The organism is Gordonibacter urolithinfaciens (assembly GCF_900199375.1).
In the GTDB taxonomy this organism is placed as follows: Bacteria; Actinomycetota; Coriobacteriia; order Coriobacteriales; family Eggerthellaceae; genus Gordonibacter; species Gordonibacter urolithinfaciens.
Genome location: NZ_LT900217.1, coordinates 1,664,880 through 1,682,234 on the forward strand (window position 1 = coordinate 1,664,880; position 17,355 = coordinate 1,682,234).

Annotated in this window: 17 protein-coding genes; 16 read left to right on the forward strand and 1 reads right to left on the reverse strand. The window is 65.7% G+C overall.

What is annotated here, in order from left to right; all coding sequences use genetic code 11:
• Nucleotides 1-172 precede the first annotated feature (172 nt).
• Nucleotides 173-1,585: a phosphohexomutase domain-containing protein gene (locus tag BN3560_RS07190; RefSeq protein WP_096227528.1), complete on the forward strand. Its 1,413-nt coding sequence runs from the start codon at nt 173-175 to the stop codon at nt 1,583-1,585.
• Here the strand turns inward: BN3560_RS07190 and BN3560_RS07195 are convergent, their stop codons facing one another.
• On the reverse strand, nt 1,586-2,110 hold the full coding sequence (locus BN3560_RS07195) for a hypothetical protein (protein WP_154269949.1): 525 nt from the start codon (nt 2,108-2,110) through the stop codon (nt 1,586-1,588).
• Nucleotides 2,111-2,249: 139 nt separating this feature from the next.
• On the opposite strand from BN3560_RS07195, the gene BN3560_RS07200 reads away from it, so the two are divergent.
• From BN3560_RS07200 to rsgA, 15 genes are all read left to right on the forward strand, one after another.
• The gene (locus tag BN3560_RS07200; protein ID WP_015539352.1) at nt 2,250-2,504 is read left to right on the forward strand and encodes a hypothetical protein; all 255 of its coding nucleotides are present in this window, start codon (nt 2,250-2,252) and stop codon (nt 2,502-2,504) included.
• 9 nt (nt 2,505-2,513) lie between these two features.
• Nucleotides 2,514-2,936 carry a nickel-responsive transcriptional regulator NikR gene (gene nikR / locus BN3560_RS07205; protein WP_096227530.1) on the forward strand — a complete coding sequence of 141 codons (423 nt, stop codon included), beginning with the start codon at nt 2,514-2,516 and terminating at the stop codon, nt 2,934-2,936.
• A gap of 136 nt (nt 2,937-3,072) precedes the next feature.
• On the forward strand, nt 3,073-4,095 hold the full coding sequence (gene hypE, locus BN3560_RS07210; protein ID WP_096227531.1) for a hydrogenase expression/formation protein HypE: 1,023 nt from the start codon (nt 3,073-3,075) through the stop codon (nt 4,093-4,095).
• Between the two features lie 328 nt (nt 4,096-4,423).
• Complete coding sequence (locus tag BN3560_RS07215) at nt 4,424-4,612, forward strand: ATP-binding protein (protein ID WP_087190704.1); 189 nt, start codon at nt 4,424-4,426, stop codon at nt 4,610-4,612.
• A gap of 611 nt (nt 4,613-5,223) precedes the next feature.
• On the forward strand, nt 5,224-7,134 hold the full coding sequence (gene dnaK, locus BN3560_RS07220; protein WP_096227532.1) for a molecular chaperone DnaK: 1,911 nt from the start codon (nt 5,224-5,226) through the stop codon (nt 7,132-7,134).
• Nucleotides 7,135-7,139: 5 nt separating this feature from the next.
• Nucleotides 7,140-7,913 (forward strand): nucleotide exchange factor GrpE, encoded by a 774-nt coding sequence (locus BN3560_RS07225; RefSeq protein WP_096227533.1) that lies wholly within the window; start codon nt 7,140-7,142, stop codon nt 7,911-7,913.
• A gap of 71 nt (nt 7,914-7,984) precedes the next feature.
• Nucleotides 7,985-8,950 carry a DnaJ C-terminal domain-containing protein gene (locus BN3560_RS07230; protein ID WP_087190707.1) on the forward strand — a complete coding sequence of 322 codons (966 nt, stop codon included), beginning with the start codon at nt 7,985-7,987 and terminating at the stop codon, nt 8,948-8,950.
• The gene (locus tag BN3560_RS07235) at nt 8,947-9,339 is read left to right on the forward strand and encodes a heat shock protein transcriptional repressor HspR (protein ID WP_015539357.1); all 393 of its coding nucleotides are present in this window, start codon (nt 8,947-8,949) and stop codon (nt 9,337-9,339) included. The genes BN3560_RS07230 and BN3560_RS07235 overlap by 4 nt, the downstream gene beginning before the upstream one ends.
• A gap of 52 nt (nt 9,340-9,391) precedes the next feature.
• Nucleotides 9,392-12,052 (forward strand): ATP-dependent chaperone ClpB, encoded by a 2,661-nt coding sequence (gene clpB / locus BN3560_RS07240; RefSeq protein WP_096227534.1) that lies wholly within the window; start codon nt 9,392-9,394, stop codon nt 12,050-12,052.
• 251 nt (nt 12,053-12,303) lie between these two features.
• A complete protein-coding gene (locus BN3560_RS07245) occupies nt 12,304-12,708 on the forward strand; it encodes a zinc ribbon domain-containing protein (RefSeq protein ID WP_096227535.1) in 405 nt (134 codons plus the stop codon).
• Between the two features lie 25 nt (nt 12,709-12,733).
• Entirely contained in the window at nt 12,734-13,501 is a 768-nt protein-coding gene (locus tag BN3560_RS07250; RefSeq protein WP_096227536.1) for a protein kinase domain-containing protein, read from the forward strand.
• 111 nt (nt 13,502-13,612) lie between these two features.
• A complete protein-coding gene (locus BN3560_RS14480; RefSeq protein WP_167380492.1) occupies nt 13,613-13,750 on the forward strand; it encodes a hypothetical protein in 138 nt (45 codons plus the stop codon).
• Between the two features lie 50 nt (nt 13,751-13,800).
• Nucleotides 13,801-15,339, forward strand: coding sequence for a TrkH family potassium uptake protein (locus BN3560_RS07255; protein ID WP_096227537.1), 1,539 nt, complete (start codon nt 13,801-13,803; stop codon nt 15,337-15,339).
• A complete protein-coding gene (locus BN3560_RS07260; RefSeq protein ID WP_096227538.1) occupies nt 15,339-16,040 on the forward strand; it encodes a hydrolase in 702 nt (233 codons plus the stop codon). The genes BN3560_RS07255 and BN3560_RS07260 overlap by 1 nt, the downstream gene beginning before the upstream one ends.
• A 15-nt stretch (nt 16,041-16,055) precedes the next feature.
• Nucleotides 16,056-17,060 carry a ribosome small subunit-dependent GTPase A gene (gene rsgA, locus BN3560_RS07265; RefSeq protein WP_096227539.1) on the forward strand — a complete coding sequence of 335 codons (1,005 nt, stop codon included), beginning with the start codon at nt 16,056-16,058 and terminating at the stop codon, nt 17,058-17,060.
• Nucleotides 17,061-17,355 lie beyond the last annotated feature (295 nt).

Below are 17,355 nucleotides of genomic sequence, written 5' to 3' on the forward strand. Positions count from 1 at the left end.
CACGTGAAACACCGCCCGGAGAAGCGGATTCGTGCTAATTATTTCGCTGCTCTGTCGGTGATGATCCTGCATCGTTTTCGCGAGCCTTGGTGATGAGCCTTATAATGAGTGGAAATACGGACGGGCGTGCGCCTGCCCGCAACCGAGGCTTCCCGTGTGGAAAGGACTACCTGTGGCAGACATACACTTCGGCACCGATGGATGGCGCGCCATCATCGGTGAAGATTTCACAGATGACAACCTGGTGCGCGTCGTGGATGCGGCAGCGCGCATCTTCAAGGAGGATGCCGTCTCCGCCGGGCGCCCGGCGGATGCTCCCGGCACCCTCATCGTGGGCCACGATTGCCGCCGGGACGCGCATGCGTATGCCCGCCTTGCGGCCGAGGTCGCGGCGGCGCACGGTTTCCGCACGCTGCTCACGCAGGACTACTGCCCCACGCCGACGCTCTGCTGGTCGGTGGCGCAGGATGCCGATGCCGTGGGCGGCATCATGCTCACCAGCAGCCACAACCCGGCCGAGTACCTGGGCGTGAAGCTGCGCATGGCCGACGGCGGCGCGGCGGGCAAGGAGTTCACCGACCGCGTGGAGGCCGTGCTGCCCGGTGCCGCTACCGTGGAGCACGGCACTTGCGAGGAGGCCGACCTCATGACCGCCTACCTCGACGCCCTTAAGCAGCGTGTGGACGTAGAGGCCATACGCGACGCCCACCTGCGCGTGGTGGTGGACCCGCTCTACGGCGCCGGTCGCCACTACCTGGCCGACCTGCTGCGCGATCTGGGCGTGGAGGTGTGCGAGATCAACAACGCGGAGGATCCGACCTTCGACGGCCTGCATCCCGAGCCCATTCCGCCTTGGGTCGACCGCTGCATTGCGAAGGTGCCCGAGATGGGCTATGACGCCGGCTTCATCAACGACGGCGATGCCGACCGCATCGGCGCAGTGGACGAGCACGGCACCTTCGTCAACCCGCACCGCATTATCACGCTGCTCGTGTCGCACTTGGCCGAGGACAAGGGCCAGCACGGCCGGGTCGTGTCCACCATAACCGCGTCCGCCATGCTCGCCCGCCAGTGCAAGCGCCTGGGCCTGGAGCTCACCAGCACGCCGGTCGGCTTCAAGTGGATCTACGCCGAGATGGAGAAGGGCGACGTCATGCTGGGCGGCGAGGAGTCCGGCGGCATCGGCATCCCCACGCACGTCATGGAGCGCGATGGCCTGCTCATGGCCCTGCTGCTGGCAGAGACCATGGCGCAGCGCGGCATGAGCCTGGGCCAGCTGGTGGACGACATGTTCCAGAAAGTGGGCAAGCTGGAGTTCGAGCGCCGCGGCCTTTCCATCACCGAGGAGCAGATGGCGCGCTTCCGTGCGAGCGTCGTGCCGGATTACGCGCCCGACGAGGTGTGCGGGAAGAAGGTCGTGGACGTCGACCGTCGCGACGGCGTGAAGTTCTACCTCGAAGGCGACGCCTGGGTTATGATGCGCCCCTCCGGAACCGAGCCGCTCGTGCGCGTGTACGCCGAGGCCGAGACGGTGGACGAGGTGCGCGCGCTGCTCGATGCGGCGGAAGCCGTGGTGAGGGCGTAGCTAGCGCTCACCGTACCGCGGCAGCTTCTTGAGCAGAGCCCAGGCGGCCTGCTTGCTCTGCGCGTCGTCCAGCATATGCTCGAACGACTTGAACGACACGGCGTCTCGCCCGAACAGGCGGCAGGCGCCGTCGAGGGGAACTTCCTGACGATATGCGGCGCCGAGTGCCCGAGCGGCCTCGGCGTCCGCTGCCACAACGACCAGCGGATCTAATCCTTCCAGCAGCAGAAACAGCGCCTGGCCGTCGAGTTCTGCCTCTCCGGCAACCTCGTGATCGGCAGTTCTCTCCTTGTCAGTTCCGCTTTCTTCGGTGCCCGGGGCCTTCCCGGCTGCGCTTTCCGACCGCAGGGCGACGTACGTGCAGCACGCGCGCCCGTATCCGAGCGCCGCGGCCGAGTTCTCGAGCGCGCTCCGCGCTGCGTCGCCGAGCCGGGCCGCGCTCGCCACGCACACGACGCCCGTCCGCGCGCCATCGAGGTAGGGCGAGAACAGCTCCCACATCTCTTCGAGCGCTACCTCGTACATGTTACCATTTGCGGAATTTTTCACACTGTCCCTTGCGGTCGCCGGGCGTTCCACGTATAACGATCATGATAACAAGAACCGACGGCAACGGCGAGGCGCCCTTCGGCGCGCGCCGCGAAACGATACAGGAGGCAGCCTTATGTGCACCAACGGAGTGAATACCGGACAGCTCGAGCAGATGATCGAGCAGGTCGACGACCACGTGAAGCTGGAGCGCCGCTGGGCGCACACGCTGGGGCATCTGGCGGGCGACGCCGGCTTCGCCACCGTGTCCGAGAAGATGCATGCTGCCCAGGCGTTGCTCGATGACGTGCGTGCGCTGCTCGGCGAGGCGAAGGACGCCCTCGAGGACGACGCCGCAGCAGCCAGCAACGTCACCGTCAACCTGGTCTAGGGCACGTCGATGAGCAACGATCTGATGCGGTTCTCGGTGGCTATGCCCGAGGACCTGCTCGTGCGCTTCGACCGGCTCGTTGCCCGCCGCGGACTGGCCAAGAACCGCAGCGAGGTCGTGCGCGACCTCGTGCGCGATGCGCTGGTGGAAGAGGAATGCTCCACGCCGGGCGCCGAGGTCATGGGCACGCTCACCATCGTGTTCGACCACCATGCCAGCGACCTGCAGGAGAAGCTGCATGCCATCCAGCACGAATACTTCGAGTCCATCGTGTCCTCGATGCACGTGCACCTCGACGAGCACAACTGCCTCGAGGTCATCGTGCTGCGCGGCGAAACGGGGCTCGTGCAGGATATCGCGAACCTCATCTTGGGTACGAAGGGCGTGAAGAACGGGCGCCTCGTAGTTACGACCACAGGACAGTATATATAGGTAGAAGGCCCGTCGGCTCGTTGGCGGTCGAAAGCAGGAGGGTTTCAAGCGCCGCGGAAACCTCCCTTTACGAGCCGGGTCGAAGATGTTTCACTTAAACCTTCGTTTGTATGGACGAATCGAGGCAAGGAGCGTTATGGATAGCACGGTGATGTTGGGACACGGAAGCGGCGGTACGATGATGAAACGCATCATCGACGACGTGTTCTTCGCTGCCTACGCGGGTGACGAGCTGCTGCGCGGCGACGATGCCGCCGTGCTGCCCGCGCCGGCGCCGGGCGAGCGGCTGGCATTCTCCACGGACAGCTTCGTGGTGACGCCTCATTTCTTTCCTGGCGGCGACATCGGTCGGCTCGCCGTGTGCGGCACGGTGAACGATGTGGCCACGAGCGGCGCGACACCCCGCTACCTGAGCGTGGGTTTCGTTCTGGAAGAGGGTTTCCCCATCGACGATCTCAGGCGCATCTGCAACTCCATGGCGGAGTGCGCCCGTGAGGCGGGCGTGGCGCTGGTGACGGGCGATACGAAGGTGGTCAACCGTGGCCATGGCGACGGCGTGTTCATCAACACGAGCGGCGTGGGAACGCTGGCGCCGGACGTGGAACTGGGCGGCGCTCGGTGTCGCCCGGGCGACAAGGTGCTGGTCACTGGAACGCTGGGCGACCACGGCATCACCATCATGAGCTGCCGCGAGTCTCTGTCGTTCTCGGCCGACCTTGAAAGCGATGCCGCCCCGCTCAACCATCTCATCGCCGACGTGCTGGCGGCCGCCCCCCATACGCGCTGCTTCCGCGACCCCACGCGCGGCGGCCTGGCCTCCACGCTGAACGAGCTTGCCGCGCAGTCGGACACCGACATCACCGTGGAGGAGGATGCCGTGCCGGTGAAACCGGCCGTGCTGGGCGCCTGCAAGATGCTGGGCTACGATCCGCTGCAGGTGGCGAACGAGGGCAAGATGGTATGCGTGGTGGCGCCCGACGAGGCCGACGCCGCGCTCGCCGCCATGCGCGCGAACCGCTACGGCGCGGATGCTGCGATCATCGGCGAGGTGGCTGCAGCGCAGCCCGAGCGCGGCCCCAAGGTGTTCCTGCGCACGGCGTTCGGAGGCACGCGCATCCTCGACATGCTCGTAGGCGAGCAGCTGCCCCGGATCTGCTAGAGTCGGCTGGCGGATCCGAGGTCCCGCGGAGAGTATTCTACGCATGCCGAGGGCTCCTGTGCGGAGGCCCCTCGGCATGCGGGCGCCGCTTCCGGGCGGAAGTCCCGCATCCTTCGCGTGCCCCTCGTTGTCGCCTGCGCACGCGCAAGCGCGCCATCTTCACGCTGCCCGAGCGCACGCCAAGCATCCATGAAAGAATTCGTACCGTACCCTGAAAAATCGCCGATTTTTCTTGCATTTGCATAGAACCATGGTATCTTGCGGGCAGTAAGTTTTTGGGGAAGTTGCCCGTGTGCTCGCGGGTCTTTTGGACGAGAAGGAGAATGACATGTCTCACCCGGTTATCGATGCCGATGAGTGCATTGGCTGTGGCATCTGCGTCGACGCCTGCCCGCAGGAAGTGCTCGAGGTTGTTGGCGGCAAGGCCGACGTCGTGAACGAGGATGCTTGCATCGCGTGCGGCGACTGCGTCGAGGAGTGCCCCATGGGCGCTATCCCGGAGGTCGTCGAGGACTAACGCCTCGCAAGCGATCCCCGTACCGGATCAACCGGCCCCCGCATCTGTGGAAGCAGATGCGGGGGCTTTTGCTTTTTCGGGATAACCTGCAAAGGTGCTCGGTGGGTGCCCGAAAAACGAAACGAGAATTCCGTCTGCGGCGTGCGCCGCCCAATAAGGACGCGCGCAGTTGCTCGCATAATAGCGCACAAATGTTTCACGTGAAACATTGTCCGACGCTTACCCCTTCCCTGCGCCGCCGCCCTCTGTCTCTCCATTGACCGCACACATTCGATCCTATTGGGGCATCGTGCGGGAAACGAACGAATGCAGGGGCCGTAACGCTCTTGTCCCAGCCGTCTCGTTGCCTTCCGTATGAGTATAGTGTGCATTGTTACAAAACATCAACAGCAACTTATGATATAACTTGACAACGTAAGACTTAGATTATATAGTGCAAAACGTCGAAAGAAGATTGAGCGGCAAAGAGCACCCGTTCGCCGCCCGATGTTCGTACGGCGAATGGGTGCGCGGTTGCGCACCTCTTTGCATAGAAGGCGAACCTCAGAGCACGACCCGGCACGAACCAGCACGACCCAACAAGGTAACAACTCCAACAGAGAGGAACGATAATGGCTAAGATTCTCGGCATCGACCTGGGCACCACGAACTCCGCCATGGCGGTCATGGAGGGCTCGGAGCCCGAAATCCTCGTGAACGCGGAAGGCGACCGCACCACACCGTCCGTCGAGGGCTTCCGCAAGGACGGCGAGCGCGTCGTCGGCAAGGCCGCGAAGAACCAGGCGGTCACCAACCCGGAGAACACCGTGTCCTCCGTGAAGCGCTTCATCGGCCGCTCCTACGACGAGACTCCCGAAGAGCGCAAGACCGTGAGCTACAAGCTGCAGAAGGGCAAGGACGGCCGCGCGGTCGTCGACATCGACGGCAAGGACTACACCCCGGAGGAAATCTCCGCCATGGTGCTCCAGAAGCTTAAGAACGACGCCGAGAAGCAGCTGGGCGCGCCGGTCACGCAGGCCGTCATCACGGTGCCCGCGTACTTCAACGACGCGCAGCGCCAGGCCACGAAGGACGCCGGCAAGATCGCCGGTCTCGAGGTGCTCCGCATCATCAACGAGCCCACGGCCGCGGCGCTGGCCTACGGCTTGGACAAGACGAACAAGGACGAGAAGATCCTCGTGTTCGACCTGGGCGGCGGCACGTTCGACGTGTCCATCCTGGAGCTCGGCGACGGCGTGTTCGAGGTTGCGGCCACCGCAGGCGACAACCACCTGGGCGGCGACGACTGGGACCAGCGCATCATCGACTGGATGGCCGACAAGTTCAAGGCCGAGAACGGCATCGACCTGCGCCAGGACAAGATGGCCCTGCAGCGCCTGAAGGAAGCCGCCGAGAAGGCGAAGATGGAGCTGTCCTCCACCACCCAGGCCAACATCAACCTGCCCTTCATCACGGCCGACGCCTCCGGCCCGAAGCACCTGGACTACACGCTGACGCGCGCCGAGTTCGAGCGCATCACGAAGGACCTGCTCGACCGTGTGAAGAAGCCTGTTGAGCAGGCGCTCAAGGACGCGGGCCTCAAGGCCGGCGACATCGACGAGGTCATCCTCGTGGGCGGTTCCACCCGCATGCCCGCCGTGCAGGACATCGTGAAGAAGCTCACCGGCAAGGAGCCGAACATGTCCGTGAACCCGGACGAGGTCGTGGCCATGGGCGCGGCCGTCCAGGGCGGCGTGCTGGCCGGCGACGTGGAGGGCATCCTGCTGCTCGACGTGACCCCGCTGTCGCTGGGCGTGGAGACGATGGGCGGCGTCATGACGAAGATGATCGACCGCAACACCACCATCCCCACCCGCAAGACGGAGATCTACTCCACGGCGGCCGACAACCAGACGTCCGTCGAGGTGCATGTGCTGCAGGGCGAGCGTCAGATGGCCCACGACAACAAGACGCTCGGCAAGTTCCAGCTGTCCGGCATCCCGGCCGCGCGCCGCGGCGTGCCGCAGATCGAGGTCACGTTCGATATCGACGCCAACGGCATCGTGAACGTGTCGGCGAAGGACCTGGGCACCGGCAAGCAGCAGCAGATCACCATCTCCGGCTCCACCGCGTTGAACGACGACGAGGTCGAGCGCATGGTGAAGGACGCCGAGCTGCACGCCGAGGAGGACAAGAAGCGCAAGGAAGAGGTCGAGGTCCGCAACAACTGCGACGCGCTGGTGAACGCCACCGAGCAGACGCTCGCCGAGGTGGGCGACAAGGCACCGGCCGACGTGAAGTCCGCTGCCGAGGAGGCCATCAACGAGGCCAAGAGCGCGCTCGAGGGCTCCGACCTCGACGCCATCAAGGCCGCGACCGAGAAGATGCAGCAGGCGGGCTACAAGCTGGCCGAGGTCGTGTACTCCACGCAGGGCGCGGATGCCGGCGCGCAGGCTGTTGCGGCCGAGTCCACGCCGGCCGACGACACCATCGAGGCCGACTACGAGGTTGTCGACGAGAACGACGGCAAGGAAGGGAAGTAACCGCCATGGCCAAGCCGAGCACACCCCCGTCCGGGCGCCCGGCGCAGGGCGCTGGCAGGAACATCCCCATCGAGGACACGCGCGGGGCGGCCGGGGATTCCCAGCCCTCCGCGAACCAGGCCGACGCGGTCACCGGCTCTGCTGCCCCCTCCCCAGAGCCCGGTGCCACCGCCGCGTCGTCCGACCCGAAGGGATCGGCCGCCGGCAGCGATGCCGACCGTATCGTCGCAGAGGCCGAGGCGGCCCTGGAAGGCGAGCCTGCAGAGGCCGCGCCCACTGACAGCGAGCAGGTGGCTGCCGCGAAGGCCGAGGCCCAGGAGTGGCAGGACAAGTTCCTGCGGCTGCACGCCGAATGGGACACGTACCGCCGTCGTACGACGGAGCAGCGCGAGGTCGAGAAGGCCCGCGCGACCGAGAAGCTGGTGTCGAGCCTGCTTCCCGTGCTGGACGACTTCGAGCGCACCATCGATTACGCGACGAAGAACGGCGAGCAGGGGCTGCTGGACGGTGTGAGCGCCGTGCACACGAAGATGGTCGACGTGCTGAAGAAGGACGGCGTGGAGGTCATCGACCCGCAGGGCGAGGCATTCGACGCGCTCGAGGCTCAGGCCGTCGCCACGGTGGACGACGCGAACGTGCCCGACGAGACGGTGGCCGAGGTCTATCAGAAAGGTTACAAGATGGGATCGAAAGTCTTGCGACCAGCGATGGTGACCGTGACCAGCGGCGGCCCGAAACGCGAGAAAGCGCCTGACGAGGGCACAAAAGACAAGAAATAGCGGCAGGTGGAAGCGGGCGGATTCAAGGCCCGCTTCTGCTTGATACGAGATAGAACGAAAGGTGGTGGAGCATGGCAGCGACTCCCGACTACTATAAAACGCTCGGCGTTGCGCGCAACGCCACGGCTGACGAGATAAAGAAGGCGTTCCGCAAGCTCGCGCGCAAGCACCACCCCGACACGGGCGGCGACGAGGCGAAGTTCAAGGAGCTCAACGAAGCGTACGAGGTGCTGTCCGACGACAAGAAGCGCAAGTTGTACGACCAGTACGGGACCGCGAACGAGAACCAGATCCCGCATGGCTGGGGCGGTGGCGGCAACGTGAACGTCGAGGACATCTTCGGCGGAGCCGGAGCCGGCGCCGGCGGGTTCGGCAGCTGGGCCGACATCCTTGAGAGCATCCGCCACGGCGACGGCGCCTTCGGAAGCGATTGGGACTTCGGCGACCTGTCCGGCTTCGGCGGCGGCGCGCGCCAGCCACGGCCCCGCAAGGGCCAGGACATGAACGTGACGCTGAACGTGTCGTTCGACGAGGCGTTCAAGGGCGCAGAAAAGCTCGTGACCGTGCGCGTGCCCGGACGGGCCGACAAGGAAACGCTCACGGTGAAGATACCGGCCGGCGCTGTGGATGGCGGCCGCCTGCGCTTCAAGGGCAAGGGCGGTCCCGGCGAGAACGGCGGCGCGGCGGGCGACCTGCTGATCACGACGAAGATCGACGAGCACCCCTACTACTCTCGGAAGGGGGCCGACGTGGAGGTGAACGTGCCCGTGACCGTGGCCGAGGCGGCGCTGGGCGCCAGCGTCGTCGTGCCCGCACCCGACGGCACGAAGGTGCGCGTCCGCGTGCCCGCCGGCACGCAGGATGAGACGGTGCTCAACATCAAGGGCAAGGGCGCCCCGCGCGTGAAGGGCGAGGGCACCGGTGACCTGAAGGTGAAGATAGACGTGCAGGTGCCGAAGGCCATGAACGACGGCCAGAAGAAGGCCATGGAGGACTTCCTTGCGGCAACCACGGACGACGTGAGGAGCTGGCAATGACCGACCGTACCGACCGCAACCGCCCGCTCTACATGATAAGCGTGGCCGCCCAGCTTGCCGGCGTGCATCCGCAGACGTTGCGCACCTACGAGCAGAAGGGCCTCGTCACGCCGCAGCGCACGAGCGGCAACACGCGCATGTACTCGCAGGCCGACATCGAGCGGCTGGAGCTCATCAACGAGCTCACCGGCGAGGGCATCAACCTGGCCGGCGTCATCCGCATCCTGGACTTGCAGGGGCGGCTGGACGAGCGCGACAACGAGCTGGACGACCTGCACAAACGCGTGCGCCGATTGGCCGATCGCGTGCACGAGCTGGAAACGCGCGAGAGCGTGAACTCGCTCGTGCGGGCATCCGACATGCCCACGGCGCTGCGGCGCCTTCCCTGACCTTGCATTCTCGGCTTTTGCCATTGGACGAAAGCGAAGGAGGAACGAACCTATGAACATGGGCAACCTGAACAAACTGGCCCTGACCGCCCAGGAGGCGTTGCAGCAGACCATCACCATCGCCTCCGAGAACGAAGCATCCCAAGCAGAGCCCATCCACATGTTGAAGGCCCTGCTCGAATCGAAGGAGAACAACCTTTCGGCCATCATCAAGCGCATCGGCGCCGAGCCGTTCCAGCTGCTGGCCAACGTGGACGACGAGATCCTGCGCATGCCGAAGGTGAGCGCGAGCGGTCCCATGATGATGAGCGGCGTGCCGGGCCCGGCGCTCATGGGGCTCATCGACAGCGCCGTGAAGATAGCCGAGAAGCTGGGCGACAGCTACGCCACGAGCGAACATCTGCTCATCGCGCTGGCCGAGGAAAAGGGCGCCGCCGGTAAGATACTCAACGCCGCCGGCATCACGCGCAAGACCATCGAGGCGGCCTACGAGGAGCTGCGCGGCGACACCCGCGTGACCGACCAGCAGAACAAGGTGCAGTTCGAGGCGCTGGAGCAGTATGGACAGAACCTCACCCAGCAGGCCCGCGAGGGCAAGCTGGACCCGGTCATCGGCCGCGCCGAGGAGATCCGCCGCACCATCCAGGTGCTGTCACGCCGCACGAAGAACAACCCCGTGCTCATCGGCGAGCCCGGCACCGGCAAGACGGCCATCGTGGAGGGCCTGGCCCAGCGCATCGTCGACGGCGACGTGCCCTCCTCGCTGAAGGACCGCGACATCATCGCCCTTGACCTGCCGGCGATGCTGGCCGGCGCTAAATACCGCGGCGAGTTCGAGGACCGCCTGAAGGCCGTGCTGCGCGAGGTGAAGCAGAGCGAGGGGCAGATCATCCTGTTCATCGATGAGCTGCACACCATCGTGGGCGCCGGTTCCACCGGCGACAGCTCCATGGACGCCGGCAACATGCTCAAGCCTGCGCTCGCCCGCGGCGAGCTGCACGCCATCGGCGCCACGACGCTCGACGAGTACCGCAAGTACATCGAGAAGGACGCCGCGCTGGAGCGCCGCTTCCAGCCGGTGTTGGTCACGGAGCCCACGGTGGAGGACACCATTGCCATCCTGCGCGGCCTGAAGGAGAAGTACGAGATTCACCACGGCGTGCGCATCACCGACAGCGCCATCGTGGCCGCGGCCGAGCTCTCGAACCGCTACATCTCCGATCGCTTCCTGCCCGACAAGGCCATCGACCTCATGGACGAGGCCGCCAGCCGTCTGCGCATCGAGATCGACTCCATGCCCGAGGAGGTTGACGCCGCCGACCGCAAGCTCACCCAGATGCAGATCGAGGAGCAGGCGCTCATGAAGGAGACCGACGAGGCCTCCAAGGAGCGCCTGGAGGTGCTGCGCCGCGACATCGCCGCCGCCCAGGAGGACCTCGACAAGCGCAAGGCCGAGTGGCAGAACGAGAAGGATGCCATCGTGAACGTGCAGGAGCTCAAGAGCGAGCTCGAGGGCGCCCAGCTCGAAGAGGAGCGCGCCACGCGCGAGGGCGACTTGGTGAAGGCGTCCGAGATCCGCTATGCCCGCATCCCCGACCTGCAGCGCCGCCTGCACGACGCCGAAGAGGCGTTGAATGTGAAGCAGCAGGACGGCGCCATCTTGAAGGAGGAGGTGTCCGACGACGAGATAGCCGAGGTCGTGTCCACGTGGACGGGCATCCCCGTGCAGAAGATGATGCAGGGCGAGATGGCGAAGCTCGTTGACCTGGAGGAGAAGCTGCACGAGCGCGTGGTGGGCCAGGACGAGGCCGTGTCCTCGGTGGCCGGCGCCATCCGCCGCAACCGCGCCGGGCTCTCCGACCCCGATCGCCCCATCGGCTCCTTCCTGTTCCTGGGACCCACCGGCGTGGGCAAGACGGAGCTGGCGAAGGCGCTGGCCGAGTACCTGTTCGACAGCGAGCGCGCCATGGTGCGCATCGATATGTCCGAGTACATGGAGAAGTTCAGCGTGCAGCGCCTCATCGGCGCGCCTCCGGGCTACGTGGGCTACGACGAGGGCGGCCAGCTGACCGAGGCCGTGCGCCGCAAGCCGTATTCCGTGGTGCTGTTGGACGAGATCGAGAAGGCGCACCCGGACGTGTTCAACATCCTGCTGCAGGTGCTCGACGACGGCCGCCTGACCGACGGCCAGGGCCGCGTGGTGAGCTTCAAGAACGCCATCATCATCATGACGTCGAACGTGGGCTCGCAGTTCATCCGCGAGTTCGCCGAGCACGGCGACGAGAAGGCCATGAAGCAGGCCATCGACGGGGCCCTGCGCGCCACGTTCCGCCCCGAGTTCATCAACCGCATCGACGACGTGGTGGTGTTCAACGCACTGAACATGACGAACATCGAGCCCATCGTGGACCTGCAGCTGGAAGAGGTGCGCGACCGCCTGGCCGACCGCCGCGTCACGCTCGACGTGACCCCTGCGGCCATGGAGCACCTGTCCATCGACGGCTACGACCCCATCTTCGGCGCGCGTCCCCTGAAGCGCCTCATCCAGCGTGAGATCGTGGACCGTATTGCCCAGAAGGTGGTGGAGGGCCAGCTGCGCGACCGCAGCCACGTGCTCATCGACATCGATGCCGACGGCAACTACGAGTGCACCGTCGAGGCCCCGCTGGAGCTCGATGCCACCGCTTTGGACGACCTGCTGTTGGAGAAGTAGCCGTTGTCCGCTTAGGAGCCTCGTGTCCCAGCGGTGAGCGAAAAAGACTTGAAACGACCCGTCCGCCAGCTGCGCGGCGGGTCGTTTTGCGTCTTGCGACGTTTGTGCGGTTTTTCGGGAGCGGTGCGGCCCGGCGCCATCCTTTACCTCGATTTGATCTTCGTGCTGCACGGTTCTGCTACCGTGGTCCCAACGTTTGCAACGATTCTCGCCGCGCCGAGGTGCGGGGCGACCTTCGAAAGGCGGCATTCATGGGCATGTTCTCGTTCAGCAGCAAGAAGAAGCGCAAGTACGGCCAGGGCGGCAGCACCCAGTACCAGCAGAAGGGCTTCCTGTCCGGTCTGGGCTTCGGCTCGTTCAGCAGCTCCGACCGTCGCAAGGCGGCTTACCGCCAACAGGGGTACGGCCAGCATCCGGCGCAGGTGCAGGCGCACCAGCAGCCTGGCCCGATGGGCGGCATGCCGACGGCCGTCGCGCCCATGGCCGCCCCCGCCGCCGGCACGGCTTGCGCGCAGTGCGGCACGGCCATCCCGGCCGGGTCCAAATTCTGCCTCCAGTGCGGTGCGAAGGTGAACCAGGGCGGTTTCTGCGCCTCGTGCGGATCGCAACTGCCGCCGGGCGCGAAGTTCTGTCCCTCCTGCGGCATGCCGCGGTAGCGCCGCGCGCGCCGGGAGGCCTCCCGTGTCCCGCGTTGCCGAGCACCTCGTGGCGTTGCCGTACCGGCGCTTCTGCGGGCGCACGGTGCAGGGCTACCGCATAGGAAGGCTGACGGGCATCGGCGGCTCGGGCGCCGTGTTCGACGCCGTCGGTCCCGGCGGCGCCCCGGCGGCGCTGAAGCTCCTGCGTCCCCTTCGCCCTGCCTACGACCTCGCCTCCGTGTGGCGCGAGGTGGCGCCGCTCTCCCGCGTTGACCATCCAGCCGTGCCGGCGTGGCGCGGCATCGTGCGCGCAGGATGCGCCTACTTCATCGTGCTTGAGCGCATGCCGGGCGACTCGCTCGCCACCTGGCTGTTCGAACGACACCATGCGTTCGGAGCCGTAGAAGTCGCGGGCATGGGCGCGCAACTGGCCGACGCGCTCATCGCCCTCCACGAGGCCGGCGCGGCTCACGGCGACCTGCGCCCGGCAAACATCCTGTACGATGGAGAGCGGGTCTCGCTCGTCGACTTCGGTCTTAGCCGGCTCGTGGAGGAAGGTGCGGAGGCGTTCGCTGCCGCCTGCGCCGCGGACATCGCCGGTTTCGCCGATCTTGTGCTTTACCTGCGGTACTCGTCATTCGACTCCTCGCGCCAGGGAGGCTCCTGGCGTGACGAGCTGCCGCTTGCTCCTGATCAGCGGTGCTTTCTCGAGGAGGCGTTCGCCGGTGCGGATGCACCGGGCACCGCCCTTTCCGCCCGCGAGGCCCGCGCCCGCTTTCTCGGCGCATTCGCGTCCCGGTGTTTCACGTGAAACACCGGGACGGCTTTCCCGAGTAGACGAACGAGAAGCGCCGCATCAACGTTTAGCGGTGTTGGCACGTGAGGCGTATCGCGCGCGGGGCTTTTGTACTAGAATACCGGCATGCGCACTTCGAAGCAGAGCATACGGCAGGCTATCACCACCCCGCTGATCGGGTTCGGCGTCGTGTTGCTGGCGCTCGCGTGCTTCCTGCTGCTGCTATGGACGCTCATCATCGTGGTGAGGGTTGTGCTGGGATGACGACGGACAACCAGGCTGCACCGTGCGCCGGCCTTCGGAGGGGATAGGCCATGTGGCAGCGGTTCTCCCTCTACGACATACGTGTCATCGGGCACTATCTGGGCGTGCTCGTCCTGTTCTCCACCATTGCGCTGCTCGTGCCGCTGGCCACGGCCATCGCGTGCGGCGAGTGGGAACCGGCCTCGCACTACCTGCTGACCATCGGCATCTCGCTAATCCTGGGCTCGGGCCTGCGCTTCCTGCGCATTGAGCCCGGTCGGCTCGGCCGCCAGCAGGCGCTGGCCGTGACCGGCTTCGCGTGGATCGTGCTTGCGTTTGTGGCGAGCATACCGCTGTACCTCTCCGGCCATTTTGCCAGCTACCTCGACGCGTTGTTCGACGGCGTGTCGGGTATCACCACCACGGGCGCCAGCATCATCCTCGATCTCGACCATCTTTCGAATGCCGACAACATGTGGCGTTTCATGATGCACCTTTTAGGAGGATTCGGCCTGATCGTGGTGGCGCTGTCGTTCGGGTTGTTCGGCAAGCGCTCGGGTGCGAGCCTGTACTCGTCGGAGGGGCGCAGCGAGCACGTCGTGCCCAACGTGGTGCAAACGTCGCAGTTCATCGCCAAGATCGGCATGGGGTTCATCATTGTTGCCACGGCTATACTCTCCCTTATGTGCCTGTTCGTCGGTATGGAACCGCTGCGCGCCGTCCTGCAATCGCTCTGGCTGTCCATATCCGGCTTCACGACAGGCGGCTTCGCTCCTATGAGCCAGAGCATCATGTACTACCACTCGTTCCCCATCGAGGTGGTGCTCATGATGCTCATGCTACTGGGCTCCGTCAACTTCGTGCTGCACTCCGAGATATGGAAAGGCCACGTGGCCGTGTTCTTCCGGGATCTGGAGATACGCACCATGGTGCTGTGGCTTGCCGTGATGACGTGCGTGTTCGCGGCCTCGCTGTCCGCCAGCCTGAACTTCTCCGACCTGCCGGCCATGCTGAGGCGCGGCGGGTTCATGGTCATCTCGGCATTCTCCACCACCGGCTTTCAGAACATCACCACGAACCAGCTCACCGGCGCGCTGTCGTCGGGCGCGTTCCTCGTGGTGGCCCTGCTCATGGCCGTGGGTGGCAGCGGAGGGTCCACGTCGGGCGGCGTGAAGTTCAGCCGCGTGGGCATCATAGCGAAATCCATCGTGGCCACCATCAAGGAGGCGCTCGCGCCTGACTCCGCGCGTGTGGTGGTGTCGTACAACCACGTGGGCCGTCGCATGGTGACGCCCGAGGTGGTGAAGGAGGCCATGACGGTGTTCACGCTGTACGTGCTCACCTACGTCATCGGCGCGCTCGTGGGCATCTCGCACGGGTACGAGGCCACGCAGGCCATTTTCGAGTCGGTGGCCATGGCATCGAACGGCGGCGTGTCTTCGGGGCTGGCCGCGCCTGGCATGCCGGCCACGCTGGAGGTGTTCTATATCGTGCAGATGTGGGCCGGCCGTCTGGAGTTCGTGACGCTGCTCGCGCTGATCGTGGAGATATTCGTGTCGTTCAAGCCGCGCCGGCGCGCGCCGCAGATACGGACAGGTGAGGTGCTGTGATGCGGGCGACCGACCAGGCAAGGGAGCGCGCCTGCGGGGCGCGGAGCGCCGAAGGCGAGGGGGCTTGCGGTTGCCGTGCGCCTCACGGCCGTGAGGCAGGTTTCTTCTACGGTGAAGCCCTTGGGTGGCTGCGCCGCGCCCTTGCCGCGCTCGTGCTGGCTGGGGCGCTGACGACGACGCTCGTGCCAGGCTCGGCGTTCGCGGACGACGACGAGAACCTGGTGAACCCCCAGCAGCGTCCCGACAGCTCGTTCATCTACGACACCTCCATCGCGGCGCTCGGCAACGCCGATGCATACTACGACAACCAGACCGTGCAGGTGGTGGGCGAGGCCATCGGGGACAGCATCCGCGAGGGCTTGGACAACCGCCACCGGTGGATCACGCTCGCCGCCAACGAGAAGGACTCCACCGCAACGGTGTCGGTGCTGATGACCGTCGAGCAGGCGGCGAAGATAGACACGTTTGGCAAGTACGGCACCACCGGCACGAAGCTGCAGGTGCGCGGTACGTTCCACCTGGTGTGCACCGAGCACGAGGGACTCACCGACCTGCACGCCGACATCGTGACCGTGGTGGATAAGGGCAAGCACCATGAAGACGAGTTCGACGTGAATGCGTTCGTTCCCGGCGCCATTGCCACAGCGTTGGGGCTCGCGCTCATGGGCGTGTTCTACTATCTGCGCGAACGGCAGCGCTAGGCAAGGAGGGTACGTTTGCAGAAGGGCCAGGTCGTCAAGCTGGATCGCGGGTATCCGCTCGTGCGGATGGACGAGGGGCGGCTCGTGCGCTGCGAGCACGCCACGGCGCTTGTGAAGGGCGAGCAGGTGCGGGCCGTCATCGGCGACTGGGTGGAGGTGACGGTTCCCGCGGGCCACGACAAGGGCATCATCGAGGCCATCCTGCCTCGTACGCGCGCGTTCGTGCGCAAGGACCCCACGGAGCGGGCGCTGCCCCAGGTGCTGGCTGCGAACTTCGACCGCGTGTTCGTGGCACAGCCGCTCTCCGATATGAATTTCAAGCGGCTCGAGCGCGAGCTCGTGCTGGCCTACGAGACGGGCGCCGCCGTGACCGTGGTGCTCACAAAGGCCGACCTCGCCGAAAGCGAGGATGCCGTGCGCACCGTGCGCGACCACGTGCGCGAGCTGGCAGGGCCCGCTGCGGAGACGGTGGTGGTGTCGGCGGCGGAGCCGGCAAGCGTGGAGGCCGTGCGTGCCCTCGTGCCTCCCGGCACGACGGCTGTCTTCATCGGCAAGAGCGGCGTGGGGAAGTCGAGCCTGGTGAACCTGCTGGTTGGTCATGAGGTGCAGGAGACGGCCGAAGTGCGCGAGGGCGACGGCAAAGGCCGCCATACCACGGTGAGCCGCGAGATGATTCCCGTGCCAGGCGGCGGCTTCGTGGTGGACATGCCCGGCGTGAGGGGCTTGGGCCTCTGGGATGCCGATGCGGGCATCGAGGCCGCGTTCGCCGACGTCGAGCAGCTGGCCGAGCAGTGCCGCTTCCGCGACTGCCGCCATCAGGACGAGCCCGGCTGCGCCGTGCGCGCCGCCGTTGACTCGGGCGAGCTAAGCGAGGCCCGCTTCGCCTCCTACCAGGGCCTGCGCCAGGAGACTGCCCAGGTGAAGGAGCGCCGCGAGGAAGCCCGACGCCTGCGCGGCGAGAAAGCCTCCACCAGCGGCAAGCGCCGCCCACCCAAATCCCGCAAGGGAAAGAGGGGCTAGCGCCCGTTGCCGCCTCTGCGAAAGACCCTCCTAGATTTTTCTCGGGCAGCCTGTTCGTCAAAGAAGATCGTGCGGAATGCTCCGACCAGTTGGGAGCCCAGCTTAGATGAGTGCCCCTCTTTATCATCCAAAAACATCGAAGGTCGATGTAGATTCGCCCGACCGCGTATGACCTGCGAAAACCTGCACAGCCACGCTTCGCACGCACCCGATCCTCTTTATCTTTCGCAATCATCCTGGATGTCGAAGAGCTTGCGTAACCATGGCAGCGGCTTCTTGATCAAGGTTTCTGCTA